The sequence below is a fragment of the Kluyvera fluvialis genome, from assembly GCF_059725275.1.
This window is the reverse complement of sequence record NZ_AP046142.1, coordinates 726,356-752,497: the sequence shown is the minus strand read 5'-3', so window position 1 is coordinate 752,497 and position 26,142 is coordinate 726,356. Positions and strand designations below refer to the sequence as shown.

The window sequence follows — 26,142 nt, the reverse complement described above, 5'->3', positions numbered from 1 at the left end:
ATCCTACAACCTTATCGGGGCATCGCCCCGATAAGCTCGCGAAAAGGAGAAATGCATGACACATCCAACCGTGATTAAACTGCACGATGGCAATGTAATGCCGCAGCTAGGCCTGGGCGTTTGGCAGGCAAGTAATGAGGACGTGGTCACCGCGATTCATAAGGCGCTGGAGGTGGGCTATCGCTCTATTGATACCGCTACGGCCTACAAAAATGAGTCCGGCGTGGGCAAGGCCATTCACAGCGCAGGCGTGCCCCGCGATGAGCTGTTTATTACCACCAAACTTTGGAATGATGCGCATCAGCGCCCTGCCGATGCGTTGCAGGAAAGCCTTGAACAGTTGCAGCTAGACTATCTCGATCTGTATTTGATTCACTGGCCGGTTCCGGCTGCCGACCACTACGTTAGTGCCTGGAAAGAGCTGATTGAATTGCAAAAACAGGGGCTGGTTAAGAGCATTGGTGTCTGCAATTTCCAGATTCCTCACCTGCAACGGTTGATTGATGAAACCGGCGTTGCACCGGTTATTAACCAAATCGAGCTGCACCCGTTGATGCAACAGCGCCAACTGCACTCGTGGAATGCGACGCACAAAATCCAGACCGAATCCTGGAGCCCGCTGGCACAGGGTGGCGAAGGGGTGTTTGATCAGAAAGTTATCCGCGCCCTGGCGGATAAATATGGCAAAACACCGGCGCAGGTTGTTATTCGCTGGCATCTCGATAGCGGCCTGGTGGTTATCCCGAAATCGGTCACGCCGTCGCGCATTGCGGAAAACTTTGACGTGTGGGATTTCCGTCTGGATAAAGACGAACTCACTGAAATCGCCGCGCTGGATCAAGGTAAGCGTTTGGGGCCAGATCCCGACCAGTTTGGCGGTTAAGCGACCACCTGTGCGATAGAAGCCGGATGGCGGCTACGCCTTATCCGGCCTACCAGATTTGTAGGCCCGGTAAGCATAGCGTCACCGGACATTAGATTTGTAGGCCCGGTAAGCGCAGCGCCACCGGGCATCGGTTTTAACGCCCAACCGCCGGTTTAGGGCGTTTTTTCGCACCGCTATTGGCTTGGCGCGGTGGTGTGGATGGCGCTTTCTTGGCCGCTTCTGCCGGTTTACGCGGCTGGGCGGATGGCGCTTTTTTCGCTCCTGCTGGCGTCTGGCGCTGATGCGCCACTGGCGTGTGCTTGGTTAATGCCGGGCGCGTATTGCGGTTCTGGCGGCGAGCTTCGCGCATCTCCTCAAGCGTTGGCGCAGGCACCAGACAATCACGACGGCTACCGATCAGATGCTTTTTGCCCATAGTTTCCAGCGCCTGGCGGATTAACGGCCAGTTAGCGGGATCATGGTAGCGCAGCAGCGCTTTGTGCAAACGGCGCTGTTTGTCGCCTTTCGGCACAACCACATCTTCACTCTTATAGCCAATTTTACCCAGCGGGTTCTTGCCGGTGTAATACATGGTGGTCGAATTCGCCAGTGGCGACGGATAGAAGTTCTGCACCTGATCAAGGCGGAAACGATGCTGTTTCAGCCACAGCGCCAGGTTCACCATGTCTTCATCACGCGTACCTGGGTGCGCAGAGATAAAGTACGGAATCAAATACTGCTCTTTACCGGCCTGCTTCGAGTAGGTGTCGAACAGCTCTTTAAAGCGGTGATAGCTACCCATCCCCGGCTTCATCATCTTCGACAACGGTCCCTCTTCGGTGTGTTCTGGCGCAATCTTCAGGTAACCACCAACGTGATGCGTCGCCAGCTCTTTGATATAACGCGGGTCTTCCACTGCCAGATCGTAACGCACGCCGGAAGCAATCAGGATCTTTTTGATGCCTTTCAGATCGCGAGCGCGGCGGTACAGGTTAATCGTCGGCGTATGGTCGGTATCCATATGCGGGCAGATTTCCGGGTAAACGCAGGACAAGCGGCGGCAGGTTTGCTCGGCGCGCGGCGATTTACAGCGCAGCATATACATGTTGGCCGTTGGGCCACCAAGATCCGAGATAATGCCGGTAAACCCAGGAACGGTGTCACGAATGGCTTCAATTTCATTAATAATCGAATCTTCAGAACGGCTCTGGATAATACGCCCTTCGTGCTCGGTAATAGAACAGAACGAGCAACCGCCAAAGCAGCCGCGCATGATGTTGATAGAAAAACGAATCATCTCATACGCTGGAATACGGCTTTTGCCATATGACGGGTGTGGAATACGTTGGTACGGCAGCGCAAATACGCTGTCCATCTCTTCGGTCGAGAGCGGAATCGCCGGTGGGTTAATCCAGATATAGCGATCGCCCTGCTTTTGCATCAGCGCACGGGCGCTACCGGGGTTGGTTTCGTGGTGCAGAATGCGCGAGGCGTGAGCATACAGCACTTTGTCATTCTTCACTTTTTCAAACGACGGCAGCAACACGTAGGTTTTTTCCCACGGTTTTGGGCGCGGAGGCTGCACGGTAATCGCCCTGGCTTCCTGCTTTTTCGGCTCTACCGGTTTGTTATCAGCGCACGGCAAATCTTCGCCATACGGATGTGGAATAGGGTCGATTTTCCCTGGGGTGTCAATACGCGTTGAATCCACGCCAGACCAGCCAGGCAGCGCTTCTTTCACGATAATCGCCGTGTTACGCACGTCGCGAATCTCACTGATAGGCTCGCCCATCGACAGACGATGCGCCACTTCCACCAGCGGGCGTTCACCGTTACCGAACATCAGCATGTCGGCTTTGGCGTCAATCAGCACCGAACGGCGAACGGTATCAGACCAGTAATCGTAGTGCGCGGTACGGCGCAGGCTGGCTTCGATACCGCCGAGGATCACCGGCACATCTTTCCACGCCTCTTTACAGCGCTGGGTATACACCAGCGTGGCTCTGTCCGGGCGCTTCCCGGCGACGTTATCCGGGGTGTAGGCATCGTCATGACGCAGCTTACGGTCTGCGGTGTAGCGGTTGATCATCGAGTCCATGTTGCCGGCAGTGACGCCAAAGAACAGGTTCGGTTTGCCCAGACGCATAAAATCGTCTTTGCTGTTCCAATCCGGCTGGGCGATGATCCCCACGCGGAAGCCCTGCGCTTCCAGCATACGGCCACAAATCGCCATCCCGAAGCTCGGGTGGTCAACGTAGGCGTCGCCAGTAACCAGAATGATGTCGCAGCTATCCCAGCCAAGTTGATCCATCTCTTCTCGTGACATCGGCAAAAACGGTGCTGGCCCGAAACAGGCAGCCCAGTACTGCGGCCAGGAGAAAAGGTCGCGATCCGGTTGGATCAGGGAGATAGCGCTCATGTTGCTTCCAAAAAGAAAAGTGGTAAAAAAATAATCAAAGGCCGGGGATTATACGCTTTATTGATACACGAAATGAAGGGGATTATCGCTGGGGCGACCGAAGCGCCGGATGACGCGGCGTTTATCCGGCCTGTGAACATTTCAGCAGGCCGGATAACGTAATCATTATGGTGCGGGGTTTACCAGAATCTGACCAATGGAGCCACGGTCAGCCAGTTCCAGCGTTTGGCTGGAATACTGGAATGGGAAATGCGGCCACGACGGCTGCCCGTAGTACACCAGCAGCTCAACCTGACCATCAATCCATACGGTGTCTTTCCAGCCACGATCTTCCGGCAGCGGCATTGCGCCATTGACGTTGCGAATCTGGAACATCACCCCTTCAATATGGAACGACTGCGGAGAGTCGGCGCGCACTGTCCAGCGCTCCCAGCTACCTTGCTGTGCAGTAATATCAATACGCTGCGGGTCCCACAATTGGCCGTTAATGCCTGGGTCATCGCCCAGCACAATGTCGCGGCTGCGGGTCGGCGCACCGCCGAGAATTTCCGTCGGCAGCAGGCGCATCGGTAAGCTATCGGTCACTAACGGCAGTAGGCCGGTAGGACGCAAAGTCAGTACCAGCGTTGAGATAAGAATGCTCGACGGTTCGAAGAAACCACGGATGCGATCCATAATGCTGGCGGATTCACCGCAGGTCATCGACACTTCGTCGCCGTTGGTCATATCAACGAGGACTTCCCGACGCTCACCCGGAGCAAGCGAAATCTGAGTGGCCGAAACCGGCGCCGGCAGGAATCCCTGATCGCTTGAAATCACGTGCAGCGCGCGTCCATCGCTCATACGCAATGAGTAGCGGCGAGAGTTAGACGCATTCAGCAGGCGCAGCCGTACCCAACCGCGCGAGACTTCAACGTAAGGCCCTTGTACGCCGTTAACCAGCAGCGTATCGCCGATAAAGCCACCGCTGCCAGGTTCGTCGTATACCGGCGCGCCAAAGTTATCCAGCCGCTTGTCCTGAATAATGACCGGGAAATCATCCACGCCGTAATGGTTCGGGATGGGTAAGGACTTACTCACTTCATCCTCTATCAGCCACATCCCCGCCAGGCCGTTATAGACCTGCTGCGCCATGTGGTTAGGCGTGTTGGCTTGATACCATAATGTCGATGCGCTCTGGCGAATCGGCAGCACGGGAGCCCAATCGGCGTTAGGTGACATCATGCGCGCCGCACCGCCAATCAACGGGCCAGGAACCTGTAGGCCGCGAACGGTCATGGCGACGTTTTCTGCCAGGCGGTTGCTGTAGATGAGCTTAACGTCATCGCCACGCCAGACGCGAATCGTCGGCCCAAGATAACGACCATTGATGCCCCACACCGGCGCGCGTGTGCCCTGGGTAAACGACCAGTGCGCGCGTTGCAGCGTTAAGAAAAGAGGTTGTCCACGGCGTGATTCCAGCAGCGGAGGCACGGGCAAGACCGGCTGTTTACCTGCCGCCTGTGCTCTCAACGGCACTGCGCCAGCACAGAGCGCAACGCCCGAAGCCTGAATAAACTGACGCCGACTGAGTGACATATAAACTCCATCAATACTGACAAATCAAAAAGGGGAACTCATTTTCCCAACAGCAAAACAATGTGCGGCGCGGTGATTCTCCGCGCTGCTGGCAGGCATAATACTATTTACCGGCAGACTCGCGTTGAGCCACTTCCTGGTCCAGCTCATCTATTTTTGCCTTCATCACTTCACGGCAGTGTTTCGCCAGCTCACGCACCTGATCTTTACCCCATGCACTGGTATCAATCGGTGGCAGCATTTCCACAATCACCAGACCATTATTCCAGCGGTTGAGTTTAATCTTGTTCGATGTATTTGAGACGCACACGGGAATAATCGGGACGCCCGCCGCAATAGCTGCGTGGAATGCACCGGTTTTAAACGGCAGCAGGCCACGACCACGGCTACGCGTACCTTCCGGGAACATCCAGAAAGAGACTTTGCGTTTCTTAAACGAGTTCACGACTTCGGCAATAGTGCCGTGCGCTTTAGCCCGATTATTACGATCAATCAGCAGATTACCCGTCAGCCAGTAAAGCTGACCAAAGAACGGGATCCACACCAGGCTCTTTTTGCCAACGGTCACGGTTGGCGGCTGGACGATATTCGCCGCCGTCACCATATCGTAGTTATTCTGGTGGTTCGCAATGTAAATCGCGTTACCGTAGCTTCCGACATCGGCTGGCATACGGGTTTCAACTTTCAGACCAAAAACCGGCGCCAGACGACCAAACAGATGGCCGAAGGTGGCAACGTGTTTTGGGTTTCGCGGGCTGAACAGGCAATAGATACAGCCAAAAATGCATACCAGGATGCAATAAATGACAACAATAATGACACGTAAAATAAATAGCATGGCTACCTCTGAATCCTGAGCCTCTTCGCGTTATATACCCGCCATATTTCAAGCTGCCGCGCAAGGGCTGTTCAAAACGCTAACGCGTTCCATAAAGCGGCTCGAATGATTTTGCGCATATATATCGCTCAGGAGTTGTGACTCGCAAACCCTTGTAAGGGCTATTCTTAATCGCAATGGCGTAATAAACAACGCTTTATAGCAATATTTGTACTTTTTGCCCTCTCCTTCTGGTTCCTTCAGCGGGAGAAAAAAGCATCAGAGCGAGCCTCTCTCAACGAGAGAGGCTTAGGGTGAGAGGATTACTCCTCGCTATCACCCACGCTCGGGCGTTTCGGGGAATCAATCTCTACACGGTCGATTTTTTGCAGGCCGCGCATCAGCGTCCCACGGCGTCCGCGTTCGCCCGTCACTTTTTGCAACTCTTCCGGGCGCAGTTTGATCTTGCGTTTGCCGACGTGGAAGGTCAGCGTGCTGTGCGGCGGCAGGATGTACAGGTGCGCCAGGCTATCGACACCGCTCGCCGCTTCTGCGGAAGGAATGTTGATAATCTTATTGCCCTTACCTTTCGACAACTGCGGCAAATCACTCAGCGGGAACATCAGCATCCGGCCTGCGGCAGTAATCGCCAGCAGCATATCCGACTCATCTTCCACCACCAGCGGCGGCAGCACCTGCGCATTTTCTGGCAGCGTAATCAGCGCTTTACCCGCACGGTTACGCGCCACCAAATCGTTGAAGGTACACAGGAAACCGTAACCAGCGTCCGAGGCCATCAGCAGTTTCTGGTCATCGCCTTCCATCAGCATATGCTCGACGGTCGCGCCTGGCGGCAGCGTTAGTTTGCCGGTCAGGGGTTCACCCTGCCCGCGCGCCGACGGCAGCGTAATCGGGTCAATGGCGTAGCTTCGACCAGTAGTGTCCACAAACACCACCGGCTGGTTGCTCTTGCCTTTCACCGACGCTTTCCAGCTATCGCCAGATTTATAGCTCAGCCCTTGCGCGTCAATATCATGGCCTTTGGCGCTACGCACCCAGCCCATCTGCGACAGCACAATGGTCACCGGCTCAGACGGCAGCATGTCGTGCTCGCTCATCGCTTTGGCTTCTTCGCGTTCACGCAGCGGCGAACGGCGGTCATCGCCAAAGGCATCGGCATCAGCCTGCAACTCTTTCTTCAGCAGGCTGCTCATTTTGCGTTCGGAGGCGAGAACCGCTTGCAGGCGGTCACGCTCTTTCGCTAATTCATCCTGCTCACCGCGAATCTTCACTTCTTCCAGTTTGGCAAGATGGCGCAGTTTCAGCTCAAGGATGGCTTCCGCCTGCGTTTCGCTGATGCCAAAACGCGACATCAGTACCGGCTTCGGCTCGTCTTCGCTACGGATGATATGGATAACTTCGTCAATATTGAGAAACGCGACCAGCAAACCTTCGAGGATATGCAGGCGTTTCAGCACTTTCTCCAGACGATAGTTCAGGCGGCGCGTTACGGTATCGCGACGGAACGCCAGCCATTCGGTCAGGATTTCCAGCAGGTTTTTCACCGCCGGACGGCCATCCAGACCAATCATATTCAGGTTGATGCGATAGCTTTTTTCCAGGTCGGTGGTGGCAAACAGGTGATGCATCACCGGCTCCATATCCACACGATTGGAACGCGGCACAATCACCAGACGCGTCGGGTTTTCGTGGTCAGACTCATCACGCAGGTCATCTACCATCGGCAGCTTTTTGTTGCGCATCTGCGCCGCAATCTGCTCCAGCACTTTGGCACCGGAAACCTGGTGCGGCAGCGCGGTAATCACCACCGCGCCGTCTTCTTTCGTCCACACCGCGCGCATCCGCACGGAGCCACGGCCATTCTGATAAATTTTGCGGATTTCGGCGCGCGGCGTGATGATCTCCGCCTCGGTTGGGTAATCCGGCCCGTGGACGATATCCAGCAGCTCATCCAGCGTGGTTTTCGGGCTATCGATAAGTGTAATTGCCGCTTTTGCCACTTCGCGCAGGTTGTGCGGCGGAATGTCCGTCGCCATCCCGACCGCAATACCGGTCGTGCCGTTAAGCAGAATGTTCGGCAGGCGCGCAGGCAGCATTTTCGGCTCCTGCATAGTGCCGTCAAAGTTTGGCACCCAGTCTGCCGTTCCCTGGCCCAGCTCACTCAGCAGCAGCTCGGAATATTTCGACAGGCGAGATTCGGTATAACGCATCGCCGCGAAGGACTTCGGATCATCCGGCGCACCCCAGTTCCCCTGGCCATCAACCAGCGGATAACGATAGGAGAACGGCTGTGCCATCAGCACCATCGCTTCATAGCAAGCGCTGTCGCCGTGTGGATGATATTTACCCAGTACGTCACCGACGGTACGGGCGGATTTTTTAAATTTGGCGCTGGCATTCAGCCCCAGTTCAGACATCGCATAGACGATGCGGCGCTGCACCGGTTTTAGACCATCGCCAATAAACGGTAACGCCCTGTCCATGATGACGTACATGGAGTAGTTTAAGTAGGCGTTTTCCGTAAATTCATGTAGCGCAAGGCGCTCTGCCATATCGCTCATTAATCGTGATTCCTCAACTTATTTCGCCAGCCATCGAAGGGGCAATATTGCCGCAGATACTACCTTATCTGACGCGTTGAGTCACAGAAGTTCGGCGGTTTGCCGATGAAAATGAAATGGCAGGTGATGCGCCATCTGGCTTAGCACCTCAAGCGAGAGAGGCTCATCCAGATGACGCATAATGACGACGCAGACAGGCGCAATCCTGGCCTATCCTGCGCAGTTTGCGGCGATTATGGGTTCACTTTGCGGATCTGTTTCACGTCAATTTCGACTGAATTCCAGTCTTTATCCACTTCGCCGTTGATTTCGACGAGATCCTGCGGCGTGACGACCAGGCCGTTCCAGCGCTTGTGGTCGATATCCACATTCACCGTGCCGCTGGCGTCTTTAAAAATGTACAGGTCATCGGAAACGCGCTCGATAATATTACCGCGCAGGGTAACCCAGGTATCATCACGCATGGATTTGGCGTTTGCCGTGGTCGTGGCCGTGCCGTTAGGCCCAACAAAACCGCCGCCTTGTGCTACGGTGCTGGAAGGGCCAGAAAAGCCCCCTTGATCTGCGGCAAATACCGGTGCGGATGCCAGTGCCAGAATGGCCGCTATCGTTGCAATTTTTTTCATTGTTTGCTCTCCCTTTTACTGTGTCTGTGGCCTATTACACAGGCTAATTCTTAACAACTTCTTAAGCAGAAAAAAGAATTATTTTTGCTGTACAGCGGCGGCGAAGACGCGGTTTACTTGCTATCAGAGCGGCAAGCAAGGAATGGACGATGCGCATTTTATTAGTCGAAGATGACAAGCTGATTGGCGACGGTATCAAAACCGGGCTGGGGAAAATGGGTTTCAGCGTGGACTGGTTTACCCGTGGCGAAGAGGGAAAAATCGCGCTGTATAGCGCCCCTTACGATGCGGTGATCCTCGATCTCACGCTGCCCGGTATTGATGGGCTGGATATTCTGCGCGAATGGCGCGAGAAATCTCACCGCGAACCAGTGCTTATTCTGACCGCCCGCGACGCACTCAATCAGCGAGTTGAAGGGCTGCGCCTCGGCGCCGACGACTATTTATGTAAACCGTTCGCGCTGATTGAAGTCGCCGCGCGGCTGGAAGCGTTAATCCGCCGGGCGCACGGGCAAACCAGCAGCGTACTGCGCCACGGCGCTGTTGAGCTTGATCCGAGTAAACTGGTCGCGACGATGAATGGCGAACCGCTGGCGCTCAAGCCGAAAGAGTTTGCCCTGCTGGAACTGTTATTACGCAACGCCGGGCGTGTGCTGCCGCGCAAACTGATCGAAGAAAAACTGTATAGCTGGGATGAAGAGGTCACCAGCAACGCCATCGAAGTTCACGTCCACCACCTGCGCCGTAAGCTCGGCAGCCACTTTATCCGTACCGTACACGGTATCGGCTACACCCTGGGTGACCAATGAATCTGCTCCGCCGTCTTAGCCTTCGCTTTCGCCTGACGCTGCTGTTTATGCTGCTCTCTGCGGTGGCCTGGTGTTTCGCCAGCGCCATCGCCTGGCAACACACTACCGATAAGCTGGATAAACTGTTCGATACCCAGCAGATGCTGTTCGCCAAACGTATCAGCGCAATGGATTTTGCCGACCTGCCTACTTCGCGCCAGTGGGTGCGCGCGCCGAAAAAGATCAAGCATGGGCATTTGGATGATGACGCACTGGCCTTCGCTATCTACACCAGCGACGGAGAAATGGTGCTGCACGACGGCGAGAACGGGCCGTACATTCCGTACCATTATCGCCGTGAAGGCTTTGACGACGGGCATCTCAGTAATGACGACGATAGCTGGCGTTTTTTATGGCTGACCACCGCCGATAAAAAATATCGCATCGTGGTCGGCCAGGAGTGGGACTACCGCAAAGAGATGGCGCTGGACATCATCACCAGCCAGCTAACGCCGTGGCTTATCGCCTTGCCATTAATGTTTTTACTGCTGATTTTGTTGCTGAGCCGCGAGCTAGCACCGCTGAAAAAACTGACCCGCACCTTGCGCCAACGCGACCCAGACTCGGGTGACCCACTGAGCACCGAAGGCGTGCCCAGCGAGGTGCGCCCGCTGCTGGACGCGCTGAATCAACTGTTCCGCCGCACTCACGATATGATGACTCGCGAGCGCCGCTTTACCTCCGACGCTGCGCACGAACTGCGTAGCCCACTGACCGCGCTGCGAGTGCAGGCGGAAGTGGCGCAAATGTCGCAGGATGACCCTGAGAGCCAGAGTAAAGCCTTGATGCAACTGCATCAGGGCATTGACCGCGCGACGCGTCTGGTGGAACAACTGCTCACGCTTTCGCGCCTGGACTCGCTGGAGCAACTGGCTGACGTACAGACGGTGAGTCTCGATAGCCTGCTGGAATCCGCAGTGATGGATATTTACCATTCGGCGCAGAAAGCCGGTATTGAGATTCGCCTGCAACTGAATGCACAGCAGATCACTCGCACCGCGCAACCGCTATTACTCAGTCTGTTGGTGCGTAACCTGCTGGATAACGCCGTGCGCTACAGCCCGGCGGGCAGTGTGGTGAATGTGACGCTGGAAGCGCGCAGTTTTAGCATTCGTGACAACGGGCCAGGGATCGCAGCCGAGGCGCTGGCGCGTATCGGCGAGCGTTTCTACCGCCCGCCGGGGCAGGATCAAACCGGCAGTGGTTTGGGGCTGTCTATCGTTCAGCGCATTGCCGCGCTGCATCAGATGTCGGTTCACTTCGCGAATGCGCCGGACGGTGGTTTTATCGTTGATATTCGTTGGTAAGCTGATTATTGCTATTTCAGCAAAAGACTTTGCACATTTTGCACATTTAACCGCAATGGTGAGCCGAGTATCATGACGGACAAACGCTTACTTTCGAGGATAAAAAATGAGCAACATTCTGATTATTAACGGCGGAAAAAAATTCGGCCACTCTAACGGCCAACTGAATGACACCCTGACTGAAGTCGCGGAGACCTATCTGCGCGACCTCGGACATGATGTTAAAGTGGTTCGCGCTGACAGCGATTACGACGTAAAAGCGGAAGTACAAAACTTCCTGTGGGCTGACTCTGTTATCTGGCAGATGCCGGGTTGGTGGATGGGCGCACCGTGGACAGTCAAAAAATATATTGATGATGTATTCACCGAAGGCCACGGTTCTCTGTACGCCAGCGATGGTCGTACCCGTTCTGACGCCAGCAAAAAATACGGTTCCGGCGGCCTGATTCAGGGCAAAACCTATATGCTGTCCCTGACCTGGAACGCACCAATGGAAGCCTTTACCGATAAAGATCAGTTCTTCCACGGCGTGGGCGTTGACGGTGTTTATCTGCCATTCCACAAAGCGAACCAGTTCCTGGGAATGGAAGCGCTGCCTACCTTTATCGCCAACGACGTTATCAAAATGCCAGATGTTCCACATTATGTAGCAGAATATCGCAAGCATCTTGGGACGATTTTTGCTTAACTGTTAGGCTGAAATGAGAAGGAGTTAATCATGTTGACAGTTATTGCTGAAATTCGCACTCGTCCAGGTCAGCACCACCGCCAGGCGGTGCTGGATCAGTTTGCAAAAATTATCCCAACCGTTTTAAAAGAAGACGGCTGCCACGGTTATGCGCCGATGGTTGACCACGCCGCTGGCGTTGCTTTCCAGACCACAGCACCTGACTCTATCGTGATGGTAGAAGTATGGGAAAGCGTTGCACACCTTGAAGCGCACCTGCAAACCCCGCACATGAAAGCCTGGGGCGAAGCGGTGAAAGCAGACGTGCTGGATACAACGATTCGTATCCTGGAGCAAGGCGTCTAACCGCCAGGTATTGAGCCGTGTTTTGCCGGGTGGCGCTTGCGCTTACCCGGCCTACAAAACATGAACTCGAATACCCACGTAGGCCCGATAAGCGCAAGCGCCATCGGGCTGTATCGCGTTACCAGTACAATTTCCAGCTCTGCGTCATACGCACCAACACGATCGACCACAACACCGAACCTAACGCGATTTAAGTTATTACTTAATATTTGCTGGAATATATAAGTCCAGACAAAACATATACTTTAATTCCAACGCAAGAATGACGAATCCTCCGCAATTTAAGCCGGATATTCTCGCCATGGCAGTTGAAAATGTGGCCCATCTTTCAACGTGCACCAATCGCCCCCCCATTCAACAGGAATACCCAACTCAGCCGAGGATTGTTTAAACGCATCCGCTATTATCTGATAGTCCGCCATCCGCCATGAGCCTTCCGGCGATGGTAGTGCAAAAATATCAATAGCGTGGCCGGTTAAATGCCGGCTCCGTAGCGTTTGCGATTTCCCATCCTGGTACATTTGCGCCTGCTTTTCCTGTGTGCGTAAACCCTCCGTCACGACAAAATCAATTCGCGTAACCTGCAATGCACGTCGGGCAAGGCTGACTAAATCTACATGCACGCCGACTAAATTACTTTCGCTGCGAGGGCTGAATTTGAATGCCATTGCTCTCTCCTTTTCATCATTTCGGATACATTCCTATAAGTTCTGGCGCGCTAAATATAATACCTCTAAACTAAACGCCATCAGCCATTTAGCTAATTGATATTTAGTCCCGATATATCAATAATGCCGCCTTTGTTTTACAACACTCAGCGGGAACAATAATGCTAGCGTTCAAAAAGCACAACCAGGCCATTCGCTTCCATTCATTCACGATGCAACCAGAGCATCTATTTTCTTTTATTCGGCTTAAGAAAATCAAAAATAGATATATTACTTTTAGGTTTAGCACACAAAAACACAAGCAAACGAACCGCCAGCGCCGATGAAATTACCGCGCCGACCGCTACAGGCATATGAATTGTGACGCCCACCACACGCTGAATAATATACGTACCAGTTGAAGCCGTAAAACCAGCCGCAGCAATACCGATGCATAATGAGGCAGTAAATAATGCGCACCGAGAAACAGGTGAAAAATCAATGGCGGAAACAATAAAAACAATGCTACCAGAAAATGCCCCAACAATAATCCACATATCATGTTCAGCATTAACAGTGAATGCACCAAAAAACAGTGCCAACTTTATTGAAGATGAATATATATGAACGATAAGATCTTGCATTTCAATTTCCTCGCTAAGACTATACTCATTATCATATCTATCTCACGAGAAACTTTTATTCAAAAAATAAACATAAGGTGTTTATTTTTTGAATAAACCGCGTGCACTTTTGGGTTTTATAATAAAGCCACAATCAACAATACTGTTTAATCAGTAAGAATTATCGCTATCACCATAGAACAAAAATCAACAAATTTCGAAAATGACTTTTAACAGTTAAAACATCGACTTTTAGAGGATTTACATGGATATTTTTTTGTCTAAGCAATTGAAATATTTTATGGTTATGGTTGAAGAAAAAAATGTGTCTAAAGCAGCGGAGGCACTCTGCATTACCCGATCTCCGCTCACCAAAAAGATCAATGATTTAGAAAAAATACTAGACGCGAGACTGTTCCAAAAAACGCGTAATGAACTATTACCAACACCGCTTGCTATTGAATACTATAGAAAATGCAAGACTCTCTATGAAGAACTCAAAATAATTGACAATGACATTGTACACAGAAACTCCAGAAAAATAACAACCTTGATTTTCGACATTAGTGTTTCCATGTTAGTAATCAAACATATTCAGGCAATATTAGAAACGGAGTTCCCTGGACTATATGTAATAAGAAAGGCCATTACTATTGAAGATACTGAGCGCCTTAACCATGAAAAAAACCTAATTATAATATCATTGCGAGAGTTACCTTTTACATTCAATATAACACCGTCAAAATGGCGCAGTGAGGGGCTTTCTATTATCTTACCCAAAAGCATGAGTGATAATGGCAGGAGAATATCCTTACCAATTTACATATGGAAAGACAAATACTCAGCCTGCATTAAAAACAGCGTTAAGAGTATACTTAATAAACATTTTTATGAAATTCATTTCATTGAACACAACATGGATCTGTCTAATCTTCTGCATCTTATTAAAAATGGTAAAGGTTGTGCTCTACAGCCGTTCAAATTCCTTCAATCATTTAAGATTGATGGGATTTGTGGTATCAAGATAGACAATTACATGCCCTATCTCCATATATATCATCACGCCACCACTTCCTCTTCATTAGTTAATCGGATAAAAGTGATGATGAACGCTGTAACGTAGATAACTGATCATTGAAAAAACATAGTATTTTCAGCAACCACCCCGAGTAGATTATCCATTTAATTTAACAGCCCCAATAATTAGCACGCTGAGAGTGTATTGTCTAAAACAAGCAAAACTATCGCAAAAATAGTTATGAAACCGACAAATTATCTAACGCACTAAGTGCTGTACTGACAGTTTTTATTCACTGGCAATCAGCTATAACACAGCATAAAAAAATAGAAAAAGGATGTCGTCTGATTAAGGGCGACATCCTTTTTTCCACGACTGCCTTGACTCAGTACCTTCACCATTAAATAAAACACCAAAAATCTAGCGACTCAATGCTTTTTTCATTTCTACACAATATTCATCATTAATAATATACTTTTTCATCAACAAACCTGTTATCAGATTCAGTACGGCAGGGATGATGGTCATCATTAAGCAAATGCCCAACAATGCTTCTGATGATTGTTCCACGCCTGGTTTATAATTAAAGTAACCTAATACAATACCGACAAAGCCGCCGGCTAACCCCATACCAAATTTCTGGAAAAACAAGATACCACCAAATGCTAAACCAGAGACTCGCTTGCCCGTTTTCACCTCGCCATAATCTACAGCTTCAGCAATGGATGCCCAATACACAGGGAGTTGGATATCTGTAAGAAAGGTAACAATGCAGTAGAAAACAAAAGCCAGATAGATACTTTCTTGTTTAACGCAAAAGTACATTGCAACACCCACGACAAACGCCAGTAATTGCGTATAGCGAAACATTTTTATTTTATCGTAAATACGAGTGATGTAAGTACACGCAACCATGGACAAAACCGAAGCGACTACCCCAGCAGTCAGGAAGGGAGATATTAAAGCATCACCACCATCTAAATAGTACTTCGCGTAATAAGCAGCAACGGAGTTTCTGATAATGCCGCCAAACATAATAATGGCAATAGCAATACCTAAAACTATCCACTGATCGTTCTTGATCAACAACCTGAATTGTGCTTTAAAACTTAATGTTGGTTTAGGATGCTGGATCCTCTCTATTACACTGATAAAGCAGTACAAGCACAGCAACGTTGCCAATATCCCCATCGACCCCATTGCGATTTGATACCCTGCCTGCATATTATTTTTACCTAAATACATTGCAGACATTGGAACCACAATAGTCACCGCGAACATCGCGATTTTTGTCATGACAAAACGGTATCCGTTAGCGCTTAGTCGCTCTTTTGGATCATCTGTAATCACACCAATTAATGAAACATATGGAATTGCTATTAAAGTATATGTGATCGTCAGTAAAATGTATGTTGCATAAGCCCAAAGCAACTTCATGGAATAGTTCACATCGGGTGTTATAAACATTAACCAGATACTGATCCCAAAAGGAATAGCCATAAATAACAAGAACGGACGGTATCTTCCCCAACGTGTTAGCGTCTTATCGGTCAGGGAACCAATAAGTGGATCTATAATCGCATCAAATATTCTTACTGAGAACAATAAAATACCTAAATCTATTGGGTCCAATCCATACACGTCGGTATAAAAATAGGTGATAATCATTGCCAAAGACATCATAACTATGGCAATAGCCATATCACCTGCACCAAAGCCTATCTTTTCACTTACTGATATTTTCATATTGTGGCACCTGTTGTATCCATAAGGTGTAACCAAAGGGAAAGCACAAGCAGAATACTTCCTGTTCGTTTTATAGGAAGTTCAACTCGGTACCGATCATTTAAAATATTGGTAGATACCACAACAAACCATTGAGCAGTTATTGAGCATTGTCACACAAAAACCAATTTTCACCTAACCACATGAAATAAATATATAAATATGGTTTTTTGTGTAATGTATCACAAAAACTGCCCAATAGTTTTCCATGAAAAATGATTAAAACGGTACAGTTGGTATCAACCACATCAACAGAGATGTCCGAGATGAATAAACTAATCTCAACTTAAACATCGGGAGATATTTGATGAAATCAAACAAAAAATTGATATTGGTGAATGGTCGGAGAATTGTGCCATCCCCACAGAAAGGGAGCTTGCTGATTACTATTCTTCCAGCAGAACGACAATAAGAAAAGCAATTGAAAGTTTGAAACAAAGAGGTTATTTGCACAGTGTTCATGGTCAGGGAACATTTGTACTCCCTTATCGGAGCAGAGAGAACCATCTACTTCATAGCTTTACCGATGATATTAAAGCTAAAGGTGGATATCCTGCACAAAAAATACTGGAAATAGGGTATGTCCCCGTAAGCGAAGTGATTCGGAAAAACCTTGCTTTAGATATATATACCAGCAGCGTATTTTTTATCCGTCGAGTTCGTTATTCAGGCACAATCCCGTTAGGGATCCAGTCTTCATGGCTCGCACTGAAAAAGGATCAAATACTGACAGAGGAAGAACTTTTAGGCAAAGGCTCCCTTTATACGCTGCTGGAAGATAAGTTTTCCATAAAGTTACTTGAAGCAACTGAAACAATCTCGGCACGCTTACCATCACCATCGGAACGAACGTTACTTGAGCTCACTTCAGAAGACGTCGTCTTAAGCTGTGCTCGTATTACTCTCTCAGTCGAGCGCAAGCCAATGGAATACGTCGAAATGATTTATGCAGCAAGTCGCTATTCGTACAAAACAAGAATTACAAAAGACAGCTTTAGTATTTGAACAAGAGAGATAAACATGGAAATTATGAATAATACCGTCATTTACAATAAGATTTTAGGTTCACTGGCCTGTGCCGGAATGGGAGATGCGCTGGGTGCGTCCACAGAGCTTTATAGTATCGACGAAATTAAACAAAAATGGGGAGGATGGCTGAACGATTTTGTTGTTCCGCCAAAAGACACATTTGCAGGTTCGCTTAATGGTGTAGCTGGGTTAATTACTGATGACTCAAGTCAAATGTATGTTTTTTCCGAAGGTTTAATTAAAGCAGGGTTTGACCAATTCACAAATGATGACTGGCTCGCTTGCCTGTTACGCTGGGCGGATATGCAGCCTTACGCTAACTATAAAGGACCGACAACAGAGCAAATTGTTAAAGCACTAAAAGAAGGCCGCCCAACCAATACCATTGGTCGCATCGGCACTTCAGAACGCCAGGCGCCAAATATTGGCACAACCAATGGCGCAGGAATGCGCGTAGCTCCAGCCGGCCTGGTGTGGCCTGGGAATCTAAAGAAAGCCTGCGAGCTGGCATTGATTACCTGTCTTCCTTCTCATGATACGAATATCGCTATCGCCAGCGCCTGTGCAATTGCAGCGGCAACAGCGCAAGCCATGAAACCGGATAGCTCTCTGAATGAAATTTGCCAGGCCGCCCTGTGGGGTGCCGATTATGGTGAGACTCTTGCTAAAAAACATGCTCGCTGTGTCGCTGGGCCATCAGTATCAATGCGGATTCAACTGGCGCTGGACATCGCCGGACGTGCTAGCAATCTGGAACAATGCTTGAGAGAAATGGAAGGTTTAATCGGTAATTCCGTGGCTGCACATGAATCTATTCCGACAGCAATTGGTCTGTTGGCTTATAGCAAAGGAGAACCATGGGAAACGATCCACGCCTGCACCAATGTGGGTAACGACACGGACAGCATCGCCACCATGGCTGGCGCGATCGCCGGGGCATGGAAAGGATTCGATGCGCTTCCCGCTGATAAGTATGCTTTTTTCCGCTCGGTTAACAGCAAAGATTTCGATCTAGAAACTATCGCGCAAGGCCTTTCCCATTTAGCACAACAAGCGATGGAGGCCTAATGAACCTGCCAGTATATGGTGCTGACGCCAATTCCATCATGCCATTACAGGTAACAAGGTGCGAAATAGACGAAACAGCTGAAAGACTTTTCTCTCTGGAGTCCTCCTGGAACGCTCTCTTTGCTGCGACCATTATCAACACCCAGGCGCTCAGTGACCTCATACTGGTAGGTTCAGGGGACTCATGGACTGCAGCATTAACGGCTGCAGTTTATCTGGAACAGCGCACAACATTACGTTGTCGTGTCCTGCAAACATATGATTTCCTGCAAAGCAATCTTCACCGTTATGGGCAGGAAACATTGATCGTGATGATTAGCGCTAGCGGTCGGCCTTCGCCAGTGCTGGACGCCATAAACTATGCATTAACATCATCAGCCCAGGTCATTGGCATAACAAATGGTCCCGGCAGTCCTTTTAGCAAAACAACGCCAAATATGCTGTTCACCCAGGCACAAAAGAAAGGATTTCCGACACAAAGCACCAGTGCAACGCTCTATTTATTATTACGCCTGGCAGATGCCCTTGGCACGAATAGCGATTCTGTAACGTGGCTCACGACACAGCCAGAATCACAATTCAGTACGATAAAAAAAGACTGGCAGTCCAAAGACCTGGATTTTTATCGCAAGAATAAACTTATTTTTCTGGGTAGTAACCTTTCCTGGGGAATGGCGTTATCAGGTATGAATCTACTGTCCTGTGGCCCGCAAATTCATGCAGACGCATTTTTGATTGAGGAATTTTATCATTCACTACGGCTGAACCAGGTGAGTGAAGGACACCATTTTATACTATTACCAGCAACCCTTGCGGATGCAAATTTTTATCACGCGACTTACCAATCTCTACTTAAAAAAGGCGCAACAGCAGAAATTGTCGACTATCTGGATAACTCTGAGAATCCACTACATATATTTTTGAGGATGCAATGGCTATATGAAATGTCATGGAATCTCGCATGTGATTTTATTAAACGAGGCGGCCAGCGCGTAACGTGTTAAGGAAATAGAAAATGAAAAGATTTGATGTCGCAGCTATCGGTAGTGGAAATATTGATGTCATATTAGGTGTACCGGCACTCCCTTCCCGAGGTGGGAAGATAGTCGGTAAACGTCTGGCTGAAATGGTCGGTGGAACCGTTGCGAACAGCGCATGTGCCATGGGACGTCTTGGCTTGCGAGTCGCCTCAGTTTCCTGTGTCGGCAACGATTATAACGGTCAGGCAATTTATAACGATTTCCAAAAATTTAATGTTGATTGTGAATTCGTTTGTGAAATTCCAGGGCTAATGGCAAACCTGGCGGTGATCTTTGTCGATGAATCAGGCGAGAAATCACTTATTTACGCGCCAGGTGGTTCGCGCGAGTGGGATGATCTAAAAGCCCGGCATGCCATTGAACAAAGTCAATATCTGTATACCATGCCTCACGATATAGAGAAATTTACTAAGCTCGCTGAATACGCCCATAGTGTTGGTACTAAAGTTGTTGTTGATATTGAGCCACATATTGCCAGCACTCCAGAACGGCTGAACGCAATTCTAACACTCACTGATATTGCTATTTTTAACTATGACGGTTTTGTCACTGGCCATGGGATTGAACCAGACTTTAGTTCACTTACTCAAGTACAGGAGCATTATCAACTGGAGGCCGTTGTTGTTACATTGGATGAGAAAGGTGTTATTGCCGTAAAAGGAGAAGAACGGGCTCGTAGAGAAAGTTATAAAATTAGTGTCATTGATACGACCGGAGCGGGCGATGTATTTAATGGTGCATTTGTCTACTCCTTAATTCATAACTATTCTCTCGCTGATGCACTTGAATTTTCATCGGCAACCGCTGCTATTAATATCACTGCATTAGGTGCTAGAGGTAATTTAGCCACAGCAGAGGAAGTAGCCTATTTCATGCGTAACAATTAGATAAACAACCTCAATATATTATGTGTTTTAACTGAAGTAGCAGTCATTCCCATAGATATATTACACGTGCATAAATAATAAATCATTTATATAAAAAACAAGAAAACCGAGGTTTTTATGAGACTATTAAAGCTTTCCTTATTTGCTTTTTTGTATTCAACAGCAACATTAGCCAGCACCACGCTAACGTATTCAGGAGAATTCACCCTCGCACCTGACACACAATACAACAATGAGAAAGTCGGAGGCCTGTCTGCACTGGCATGGGATAATAAAAACTCTATTCTTTACGCGATTAATGATAGTAGAAACAATACAAAAGAAGGCTTTTCCAGCTTATATAAATTTAAAGTACATCTACCCGATAAATCATCACCATTCCGCGTAGAATTGCTTAATGCGAATCATATGACGGGAAAAGATAAGCGAGACTTTGAAACATCGACTATTGATGCCGAGGGGTTAGCATTAACCCCTGATGGTGAATCGTTGCTGTGGAGTTCTGAGCTCGGTTCACCGTTACGCCTGAGCAACAAAGACGGCGAATTACTTAAAGATTATTCAGCCCTTTTTGCACCTAAGTTTAATATTGCCGGGGGAAAGGATGCTGTAACAGGCGTACATAACGCGAATTCCTGGGAAGGACTCTCATTCACCCCTGATGGGAAAAATGTTTATCTTGCTCTGGAAGGTAGCCTCAGGCAAGACGGACCGCTGGCCAGTCCGCTAAATTCAGGTTCATCGCGCATTCTACAATTTTCCAGCGATGCCACAGGGAATAATTTAATACCTAATGCTGAATATCTTTACATGACCGACCCTGTACCCCAGGTGAGCCAGTTCGGTGTTAACGACAACGGTGTTTCCGAAATTTTGGCAATTAATGATAAAAAAATGTTAGTCATCGAACGTTCGGGAAGAAACATTAGTGAAGGCTTCAATGACTGGGATTTTAATGTCCGGGTTTACCTGGCAGATATATCGAAAGCCACTGATATCAGAAAAATAGATTCGCTATCTAGCTATAAAAACACAGCCACAATTCAAACCATCACTAAAAAAATGATTATTGATTTTACAGAATACACAACCCAACCTGACTGTATTGAAGGTGTCACTTTTGGGCCGCTGATTAATGGGAAAAAATCATTAATTTTTGTTACTGACAATAACTTTCAAAAACATCAGAATACAAAATTCTATCTATTTATTGATAAAGGAGGCTTGCTGGACTAAATAAACCATATAAATATAACATAAAATATTCCCATCTATTATTAGCTATTTATTAGCTCAATTCCTCTTAAACCTAAAAAAGATTCTTATTATGCAAAAGAAAATACCAGCATATCCAGTTTCTACATTAATAATTTTAACTGCGTTCTTTTCATCCCAAGCTGCGATGGCAGAACAACCACACGGCTTTATAGACTACCGGCATGAATATTTGGATGATTCCAGAACACATGCCGATCGTGTGGAATTTGGTACGTTTTTTAGCAATGGCATCGGGCTAATGGGTGAAATACGATACAACTCCGATGAAGGCGCAAAAGATACATTCGATCCTTCTCAATTTGGAACGAATGGAGCAGGTTTTTCTGTCGTTTATCGCTTTAAGCCCTTAAGCGATAAAAAATTCTGGTTAGAACCCATGTTTTGGTTGGATACAACCGCCTACTGGTCTACTTACGAATACGGTTTAACGGCTGGCTATGATTTCAGTAAGGAATGGAAGGTATCTGGTCGTTTTCGTTATGATATGGATAAAGCTACACAAAAATCCCTCGATTATGGTAATGATGACCGTAACAATCGGCGTTATGATCTTTGGGTTGACTATCGACCTGATACGTCGAATTTCCAGTATCAGTTAAACTTAGTATATTATAACAATGGTTATCTAACATGGAATAACGATCATTATAATTACACTGCATCCTTTAAAGTAGGTTATAAATTCGGCTCATGGGTACCTTATGTGAGTGTCGCAGATTATAAAGGTGTAGATAAAACATCGAGCAATCGCCAGTTACGCTGGCGTACCGGGATATCCTATACATTCTAATAAAGAGATCTGTTCATGAACAATTATATAAAAGCGCTATTCAGCGTAGGGTTTGCTATTCTTTCCGCCCCTAGTTTTGGTAATGTACAAACGGTGGAAACCGATAACTATAAGGAAGTAACTAATATCATATTGCAAAATGATAAACGTTATTCCGCTGAAAAAACTTTATTAGTTTTCGATATCGATAACACGTTGCTCACCAGTGGCACTCTCTTAGGCGGCGATATCTGGTATCAATGGCAAACGGGTAAACTTGCCATCAAACCCTCCGCCGAAGAAAAAGTCCCCTGCCTCTATGAAAATGCAATAACGATGTTGTATGAATTGAGTCCAATGCAACTCACAGAGCCGCAGCTTCCAAAATTAATGGCGCAGTGGCAACAGAAGCATACTACATTTGCCTTAACCTCGCGTGCGCCGGATACCGAATACGCCACACTGCGTGAACTTAACCGTAATGGAATTAATTTTTCCACTTCATCGCTTACGGTAAAAGGAGAGAAGATGCCCCTTGATGAAAGAGGAAAACTCAAACGTTCCTGGCGATATACCAACGGGGTATTTTTCTCCTCCGGGCAGGATAAAGGGCAAATTCTAGACTTTCTTCTGAACAAGACCGGCCAGCAATACGATGCTATTATTTTTGTTGACGATAGTATCTCGAATATAGAAGCGATGAAGAAAATGTTAGCTTCCGATAAGTATGCACAGATAAACTCATCAATAATCCACTATACCAAAGTGGAAGCTGACTTAATTAAAAAACAAGGTTCTGTGCTCAACAAACAGCAAGTTCAGAATCTGACAAAAGAATGGCAGTCGCTTGCAAAAGCATTAACCACAATATATCCAGACAGAAGTATTCTCTGCCCAGTTAAATAGCATTGATATCTTGAGTGATTGCCCGGCATCGCCAGGCAATCACTCTGTTTACTTACATTAATTAGGATATGTTGGTCGATTTGTAAAACGGCTCCCAAACCGATAGTCAAACACCCCTCTGGCAAGAACATCATCATCTTCCCAAAGAGATGAAGATCGCTCTTTTAATCCGATAGTTAAACCAAAATCATCTTTATAGACATCCGACACTTCAAAAATCGCCCCCGGTTGAAGTAATATTTCCGCCTGCTGTAAATGTGTTAATTCGGTGATGTTTTTACCGCTCGTCTGATCGATATCGAAAACCACTGAATCGAAAGAAAATGCATTACTAAATCGCTGACGCATTACAAATTCACTCGCCACTTTTACCTCCGCACTGGTTGAGAAGAACGTGGTAGTGCTAACCAATGAACCGGACGATAAATTTGTTTTCCGTTTTGGAAAATATCCGCCATCATTTTCGTTATACATTGTATCTGCACCTAACATCGCACCACGATAGGTATTCCCACTGTGCGAAGGCATCTTATCCAGGGCATCATGCAGCGCCCGGGCCTGAGCAGGCGCGTAGCCATCAGGCAACGTCCAACCGAGCATCATATTATGAAATGGCCCCGATTCCTGGCTATAGAGGTTAATAATCTGCCGCTCCCCTTCTCCCAGATTATTAGTCAATCCGGCACGACGGGAGCTTGCCACTAATTCAGAATGCTTCTCGGCAGCGACCACATTTATCTCGTTGGCAAAAGGATTAATACTCCTGTCCTCGGTGGGTTTTGTGCCAATAACATCAACTCTCCCTCCCATTACGCTGACATCCATAGCAGGAACAGCCATTCCCCATTTATACAGCGTATTTAAATGACCGCCATATCTGATATTGCTGCTCTCTTTAATTAAGGAAAGTAAGTCACTGGATAAATTGGCCTCATTAATTAACCCTGCCACATCACCATGACTAACCGGTGAGTTATTCACGAAACAATACAAATTCATCCCGTCCAGCGTGCCCGCCGGGTCGCTGCTGGCCCATCGTCCCAGCCACGGCATATAATAGCGCTGGCCGTAGTAGTACAGACCGGAAGCGTCGCGCTCTTTACCTGAATAGCGAACATATTTGTATTTCAGCTCGCCGCTGTCCCCCGCCAGCACCGCCGTACCACCAAATGGGAAATATTCTTCGCGGCTTAATATTGCGCCGTCGCCGTCCAGCTCCAGCATGACCGAATCAATCAGATTACCCAGGCTCAACCGTAGCTGGCCTTCGGCGGTGATAGCGTCTTCCTTCCCCTGTTCACGGTACAGATAGCGGCCCGAAATGCCCGGGCCGCCACTCAGTATATTAATGACCAGCGCGTCATTTACCGTCACGCTGCCGCCGTTATCCGTCGACGTCACGCGCAGCTCCAGCCCCGGCAGGTAAACCACCTGCTGCGTCTGACGGGCGTTACCGGTCAGGGTGATCGTCTGCTTGCGCAGGCGGTTGCCCTGGCTGTCATAGTCGTAAATTTCCCGGTCGCTTTCCTCTTCCCCCCGGTCCACCAGCGTGACCTGCGCCAGACGGTTAACGCTGCTCCAGTCCAGCGTCTGCCCGCTTTGCAACCACAGCGCGTGTCCTACGGCATCAAAATAGCTATCGACCTGTTCGGGGGTAATCCCCGTAGCTAACGTCTCGCTGACGGCACGGTTACTGGCGCTGGACACCACCATGTTCTGGCTGTACTGCTGGGCGCCACTGTGGGCGATACGCAATAAATTGAAGCTATTATCGTAGCTGTAAGTGCGCTGATAGTTGACCAACTGGCTGGCATCCGTGGTCGTCGCAGGCAGCGACGGACTTTGTACGCCAGCACTGGCATTTTCACGGCCGGTTGCGCTGATAAGCTGATACAGCGCGTCGTATCCCCAACTCTGGCTACCGTTGACCGCCTGTTGGGCATACCAGCGCGTCGCCTGCCTGCGGTCCGTCATGCTGGTGACATTGCCCAGCGGATCGTAGCCGTACAGAATATCCTCCAGGGTTTCCGTTCCCCCGCTGGCTGCGGGGCGCTGGGAGACGACGGTCAACAGCCGTTGCGTCGTCTCCTCGTAGCCGAAAGCCCGGGAAACGCCGCCGCTGGCAGATACCTGTAAAACCTGTCCAGCCGCGCTGTAGGTGATGTCGCTAATAATGACGTTTGCCGTCGCGCCCGTTTTTTGCAGGCTGCTGCTGCCCGCCTGACCGGCGATATTGTAGCTTTGCGTCTGCTGATTTCCCTTCGCGTCTGTCAGTGAAGTCCGCTGTCCACAGGCGTTAAACGTCTGCAAGGAGACATAGGCGGTCGCATCCAGTTGCTGCTGCCACGCGCTCTGATCATCCCCCTGCCAGTCCGCCTCCTGCCCCGCCGACGCAAGCAGCCAGCGAGTTTGCTGCTGGATCTGTCCGCTAAGCGCCACCGCTGAAATTTCCACACGCCCGCCCGCATCATAATGTTCCACGCATTGTCCGCGCAGATTGCGGTTTTTGGCATCGTTGACGGTTTCACCATAGATAAAGCGGTCGGTCACCCTTTCCACGCTCTCGTCGGCACGCTGCTGATAAGCCGTACCGGGACGCCCCAGTACGTCATATTCCATACGCGACTGCGTACCGTCAGCATCGCAGGCCCACACCGAACCGCCTGCCGCATTAAACAGCCCCCAGTTCTCTCCAGCGTCCAGACTCACCTGTTGTAAAACCCGCCCAGAAAGCGACGTCACATAGCGAAAATTCGCCAGCCCGTTATTCGCTGCAAAGAAACGTGCGTCGGTCAGGCTGAGAGGCTGACCGGTTAACGCCAGCTCATGTCGTTCAATCAGCTCTTCCACCGGCTGGCTAATATCGCGCCGGTTGTAGCGCAACTGCCGGACCGCTTGTCCGCGATTATCACGCACGCTAATTTCTGGCGTGCCGCTGCATAAAAAAGTCATCGTTTATTCTCCCGAAATGGTGATGAAAACGCTGCGCGATGATTGCCGCGCAGCCTGCTGCGTCG

At 48.9% G+C, this 26,142-nt stretch carries 22 protein-coding genes; 13 read left to right on the top strand and 9 right to left on the bottom strand.

The features are described 5' to 3' along the window. Nucleotides 1–55 precede the first annotated feature (55 nt). Complete coding sequence (gene dkgA / locus AC6I4B_RS03600; protein WP_497769664.1) at nt 56–883, top strand: 2,5-didehydrogluconate reductase DkgA; 828 nt, start codon at nt 56–58, stop codon at nt 881–883. A gap of 136 nt (nt 884–1,019) precedes the next feature. Here dkgA and AC6I4B_RS03595 read toward each other — a convergent pair whose 3' ends face one another. From AC6I4B_RS03595 to AC6I4B_RS03575, 5 genes are all read right to left on the bottom strand, one after another. Continuing rightward, the gene (locus tag AC6I4B_RS03595) at nt 1,020–3,284 is read right to left on the bottom strand and encodes a YgiQ family radical SAM protein (RefSeq protein WP_497769663.1); all 2,265 of its coding nucleotides are present in this window, start codon (nt 3,282–3,284) and stop codon (nt 1,020–1,022) included. Nucleotides 3,285–3,449: 165 nt separating this feature from the next. Next, on the bottom strand, nt 3,450–4,862 hold the full coding sequence (gene ftsP / locus AC6I4B_RS03590) for a cell division protein FtsP (RefSeq protein ID WP_497769661.1): 1,413 nt from the start codon (nt 4,860–4,862) through the stop codon (nt 3,450–3,452). Between the two features lie 103 nt (nt 4,863–4,965). Continuing rightward, the gene (plsC, locus tag AC6I4B_RS03585) at nt 4,966–5,700 is read right to left on the bottom strand and encodes a 1-acylglycerol-3-phosphate O-acyltransferase (protein WP_497769660.1); all 735 of its coding nucleotides are present in this window, start codon (nt 5,698–5,700) and stop codon (nt 4,966–4,968) included. A gap of 302 nt (nt 5,701–6,002) precedes the next feature. Further along, a complete protein-coding gene (parC, locus tag AC6I4B_RS03580; RefSeq protein ID WP_497769658.1) occupies nt 6,003–8,261 on the bottom strand; it encodes a DNA topoisomerase IV subunit A in 2,259 nt (752 codons plus the stop codon). Between the two features lie 233 nt (nt 8,262–8,494). Beyond that, complete coding sequence (locus tag AC6I4B_RS03575; RefSeq protein WP_497769657.1) at nt 8,495–8,887, bottom strand: YgiW/YdeI family stress tolerance OB fold protein; 393 nt, start codon at nt 8,885–8,887, stop codon at nt 8,495–8,497. Between the two features lie 149 nt (nt 8,888–9,036). Between AC6I4B_RS03575 and qseB the strand changes: the two genes are divergently transcribed. From qseB to AC6I4B_RS03555, 4 genes are all read left to right on the top strand, one after another. After that, nucleotides 9,037–9,696: a quorum sensing response regulator transcription factor QseB gene (gene qseB / locus AC6I4B_RS03570; RefSeq protein ID WP_497769655.1), complete on the top strand. Its 660-nt coding sequence runs from the start codon at nt 9,037–9,039 to the stop codon at nt 9,694–9,696. Next, entirely contained in the window at nt 9,693–11,042 is a 1,350-nt protein-coding gene (qseC, locus tag AC6I4B_RS03565) for a quorum sensing histidine kinase QseC (protein ID WP_497769654.1), read from the top strand. The genes qseB and qseC overlap by 4 nt, the downstream gene beginning before the upstream one ends. A 106-nt stretch (nt 11,043–11,148) precedes the next feature. Beyond that, on the top strand, nt 11,149–11,730 hold the full coding sequence (locus AC6I4B_RS03560) for an NAD(P)H-dependent oxidoreductase (protein ID WP_497769652.1): 582 nt from the start codon (nt 11,149–11,151) through the stop codon (nt 11,728–11,730). Between the two features lie 30 nt (nt 11,731–11,760). Continuing rightward, entirely contained in the window at nt 11,761–12,075 is a 315-nt protein-coding gene (locus tag AC6I4B_RS03555; RefSeq protein WP_497769651.1) for a putative quinol monooxygenase, read from the top strand. Between the two features lie 281 nt (nt 12,076–12,356). Here the strand turns inward: AC6I4B_RS03555 and AC6I4B_RS03550 are convergent, their stop codons facing one another. After that, on the bottom strand, nt 12,357–12,743 hold the full coding sequence (locus AC6I4B_RS03550; protein ID WP_497769649.1) for a M15 family metallopeptidase: 387 nt from the start codon (nt 12,741–12,743) through the stop codon (nt 12,357–12,359). A 227-nt stretch (nt 12,744–12,970) separates the two neighbouring features. Next, the gene (locus tag AC6I4B_RS03545; protein ID WP_497769648.1) at nt 12,971–13,366 is read right to left on the bottom strand and encodes a putative holin; all 396 of its coding nucleotides are present in this window, start codon (nt 13,364–13,366) and stop codon (nt 12,971–12,973) included. Nucleotides 13,367–13,610: 244 nt separating this feature from the next. Between AC6I4B_RS03545 and AC6I4B_RS03540 the strand changes: the two genes are divergently transcribed. Continuing rightward, nucleotides 13,611–14,468: a LysR family transcriptional regulator gene (locus tag AC6I4B_RS03540; RefSeq protein ID WP_497769646.1), complete on the top strand. Its 858-nt coding sequence runs from the start codon at nt 13,611–13,613 to the stop codon at nt 14,466–14,468. A gap of 315 nt (nt 14,469–14,783) precedes the next feature. Here AC6I4B_RS03540 and AC6I4B_RS03535 read toward each other — a convergent pair whose 3' ends face one another. Then, nucleotides 14,784–16,109 (bottom strand): MFS transporter, encoded by a 1,326-nt coding sequence (locus AC6I4B_RS03535; RefSeq protein WP_497769644.1) that lies wholly within the window; start codon nt 16,107–16,109, stop codon nt 14,784–14,786. A gap of 339 nt (nt 16,110–16,448) precedes the next feature. Between AC6I4B_RS03535 and AC6I4B_RS03530 the strand changes: the two genes are divergently transcribed. From AC6I4B_RS03530 to AC6I4B_RS03500, 7 genes are all read left to right on the top strand, one after another. Then, a complete protein-coding gene (locus AC6I4B_RS03530) occupies nt 16,449–17,153 on the top strand; it encodes a GntR family transcriptional regulator (protein WP_497771923.1) in 705 nt (234 codons plus the stop codon). Between the two features lie 24 nt (nt 17,154–17,177). Beyond that, nucleotides 17,178–18,245 carry an ADP-ribosylglycohydrolase family protein gene (locus tag AC6I4B_RS03525; RefSeq protein ID WP_497771921.1) on the top strand — a complete coding sequence of 356 codons (1,068 nt, stop codon included), beginning with the start codon at nt 17,178–17,180 and terminating at the stop codon, nt 18,243–18,245. Further along, nucleotides 18,245–19,249 (top strand): SIS domain-containing protein, encoded by a 1,005-nt coding sequence (locus tag AC6I4B_RS03520; RefSeq protein WP_497769643.1) that lies wholly within the window; start codon nt 18,245–18,247, stop codon nt 19,247–19,249. Before AC6I4B_RS03525 ends, AC6I4B_RS03520 begins: the two co-directional genes overlap by 1 nt. An 11-nt stretch (nt 19,250–19,260) precedes the next feature. Continuing rightward, on the top strand, nt 19,261–20,172 hold the full coding sequence (locus AC6I4B_RS03515) for a carbohydrate kinase family protein (protein WP_497769641.1): 912 nt from the start codon (nt 19,261–19,263) through the stop codon (nt 20,170–20,172). Between the two features lie 117 nt (nt 20,173–20,289). Continuing rightward, complete coding sequence (locus tag AC6I4B_RS03510) at nt 20,290–21,408, top strand: esterase-like activity of phytase family protein (protein ID WP_497769640.1); 1,119 nt, start codon at nt 20,290–20,292, stop codon at nt 21,406–21,408. A 91-nt stretch (nt 21,409–21,499) separates the two neighbouring features. Further along, nucleotides 21,500–22,240 carry an oligogalacturonate-specific porin KdgM family protein gene (locus AC6I4B_RS03505; RefSeq protein ID WP_497769638.1) on the top strand — a complete coding sequence of 247 codons (741 nt, stop codon included), beginning with the start codon at nt 21,500–21,502 and terminating at the stop codon, nt 22,238–22,240. Nucleotides 22,241–22,255: 15 nt separating this feature from the next. Further along, the gene (locus AC6I4B_RS03500) at nt 22,256–23,125 is read left to right on the top strand and encodes a DUF2608 domain-containing protein (protein WP_497769637.1); all 870 of its coding nucleotides are present in this window, start codon (nt 22,256–22,258) and stop codon (nt 23,123–23,125) included. A gap of 57 nt (nt 23,126–23,182) precedes the next feature. Here AC6I4B_RS03500 and AC6I4B_RS03495 read toward each other — a convergent pair whose 3' ends face one another. Next, the gene (locus AC6I4B_RS03495) at nt 23,183–26,077 is read right to left on the bottom strand and encodes an RHS repeat-associated core domain-containing protein (RefSeq protein ID WP_497769635.1); all 2,895 of its coding nucleotides are present in this window, start codon (nt 26,075–26,077) and stop codon (nt 23,183–23,185) included. Nucleotides 26,078–26,142 lie beyond the last annotated feature (65 nt).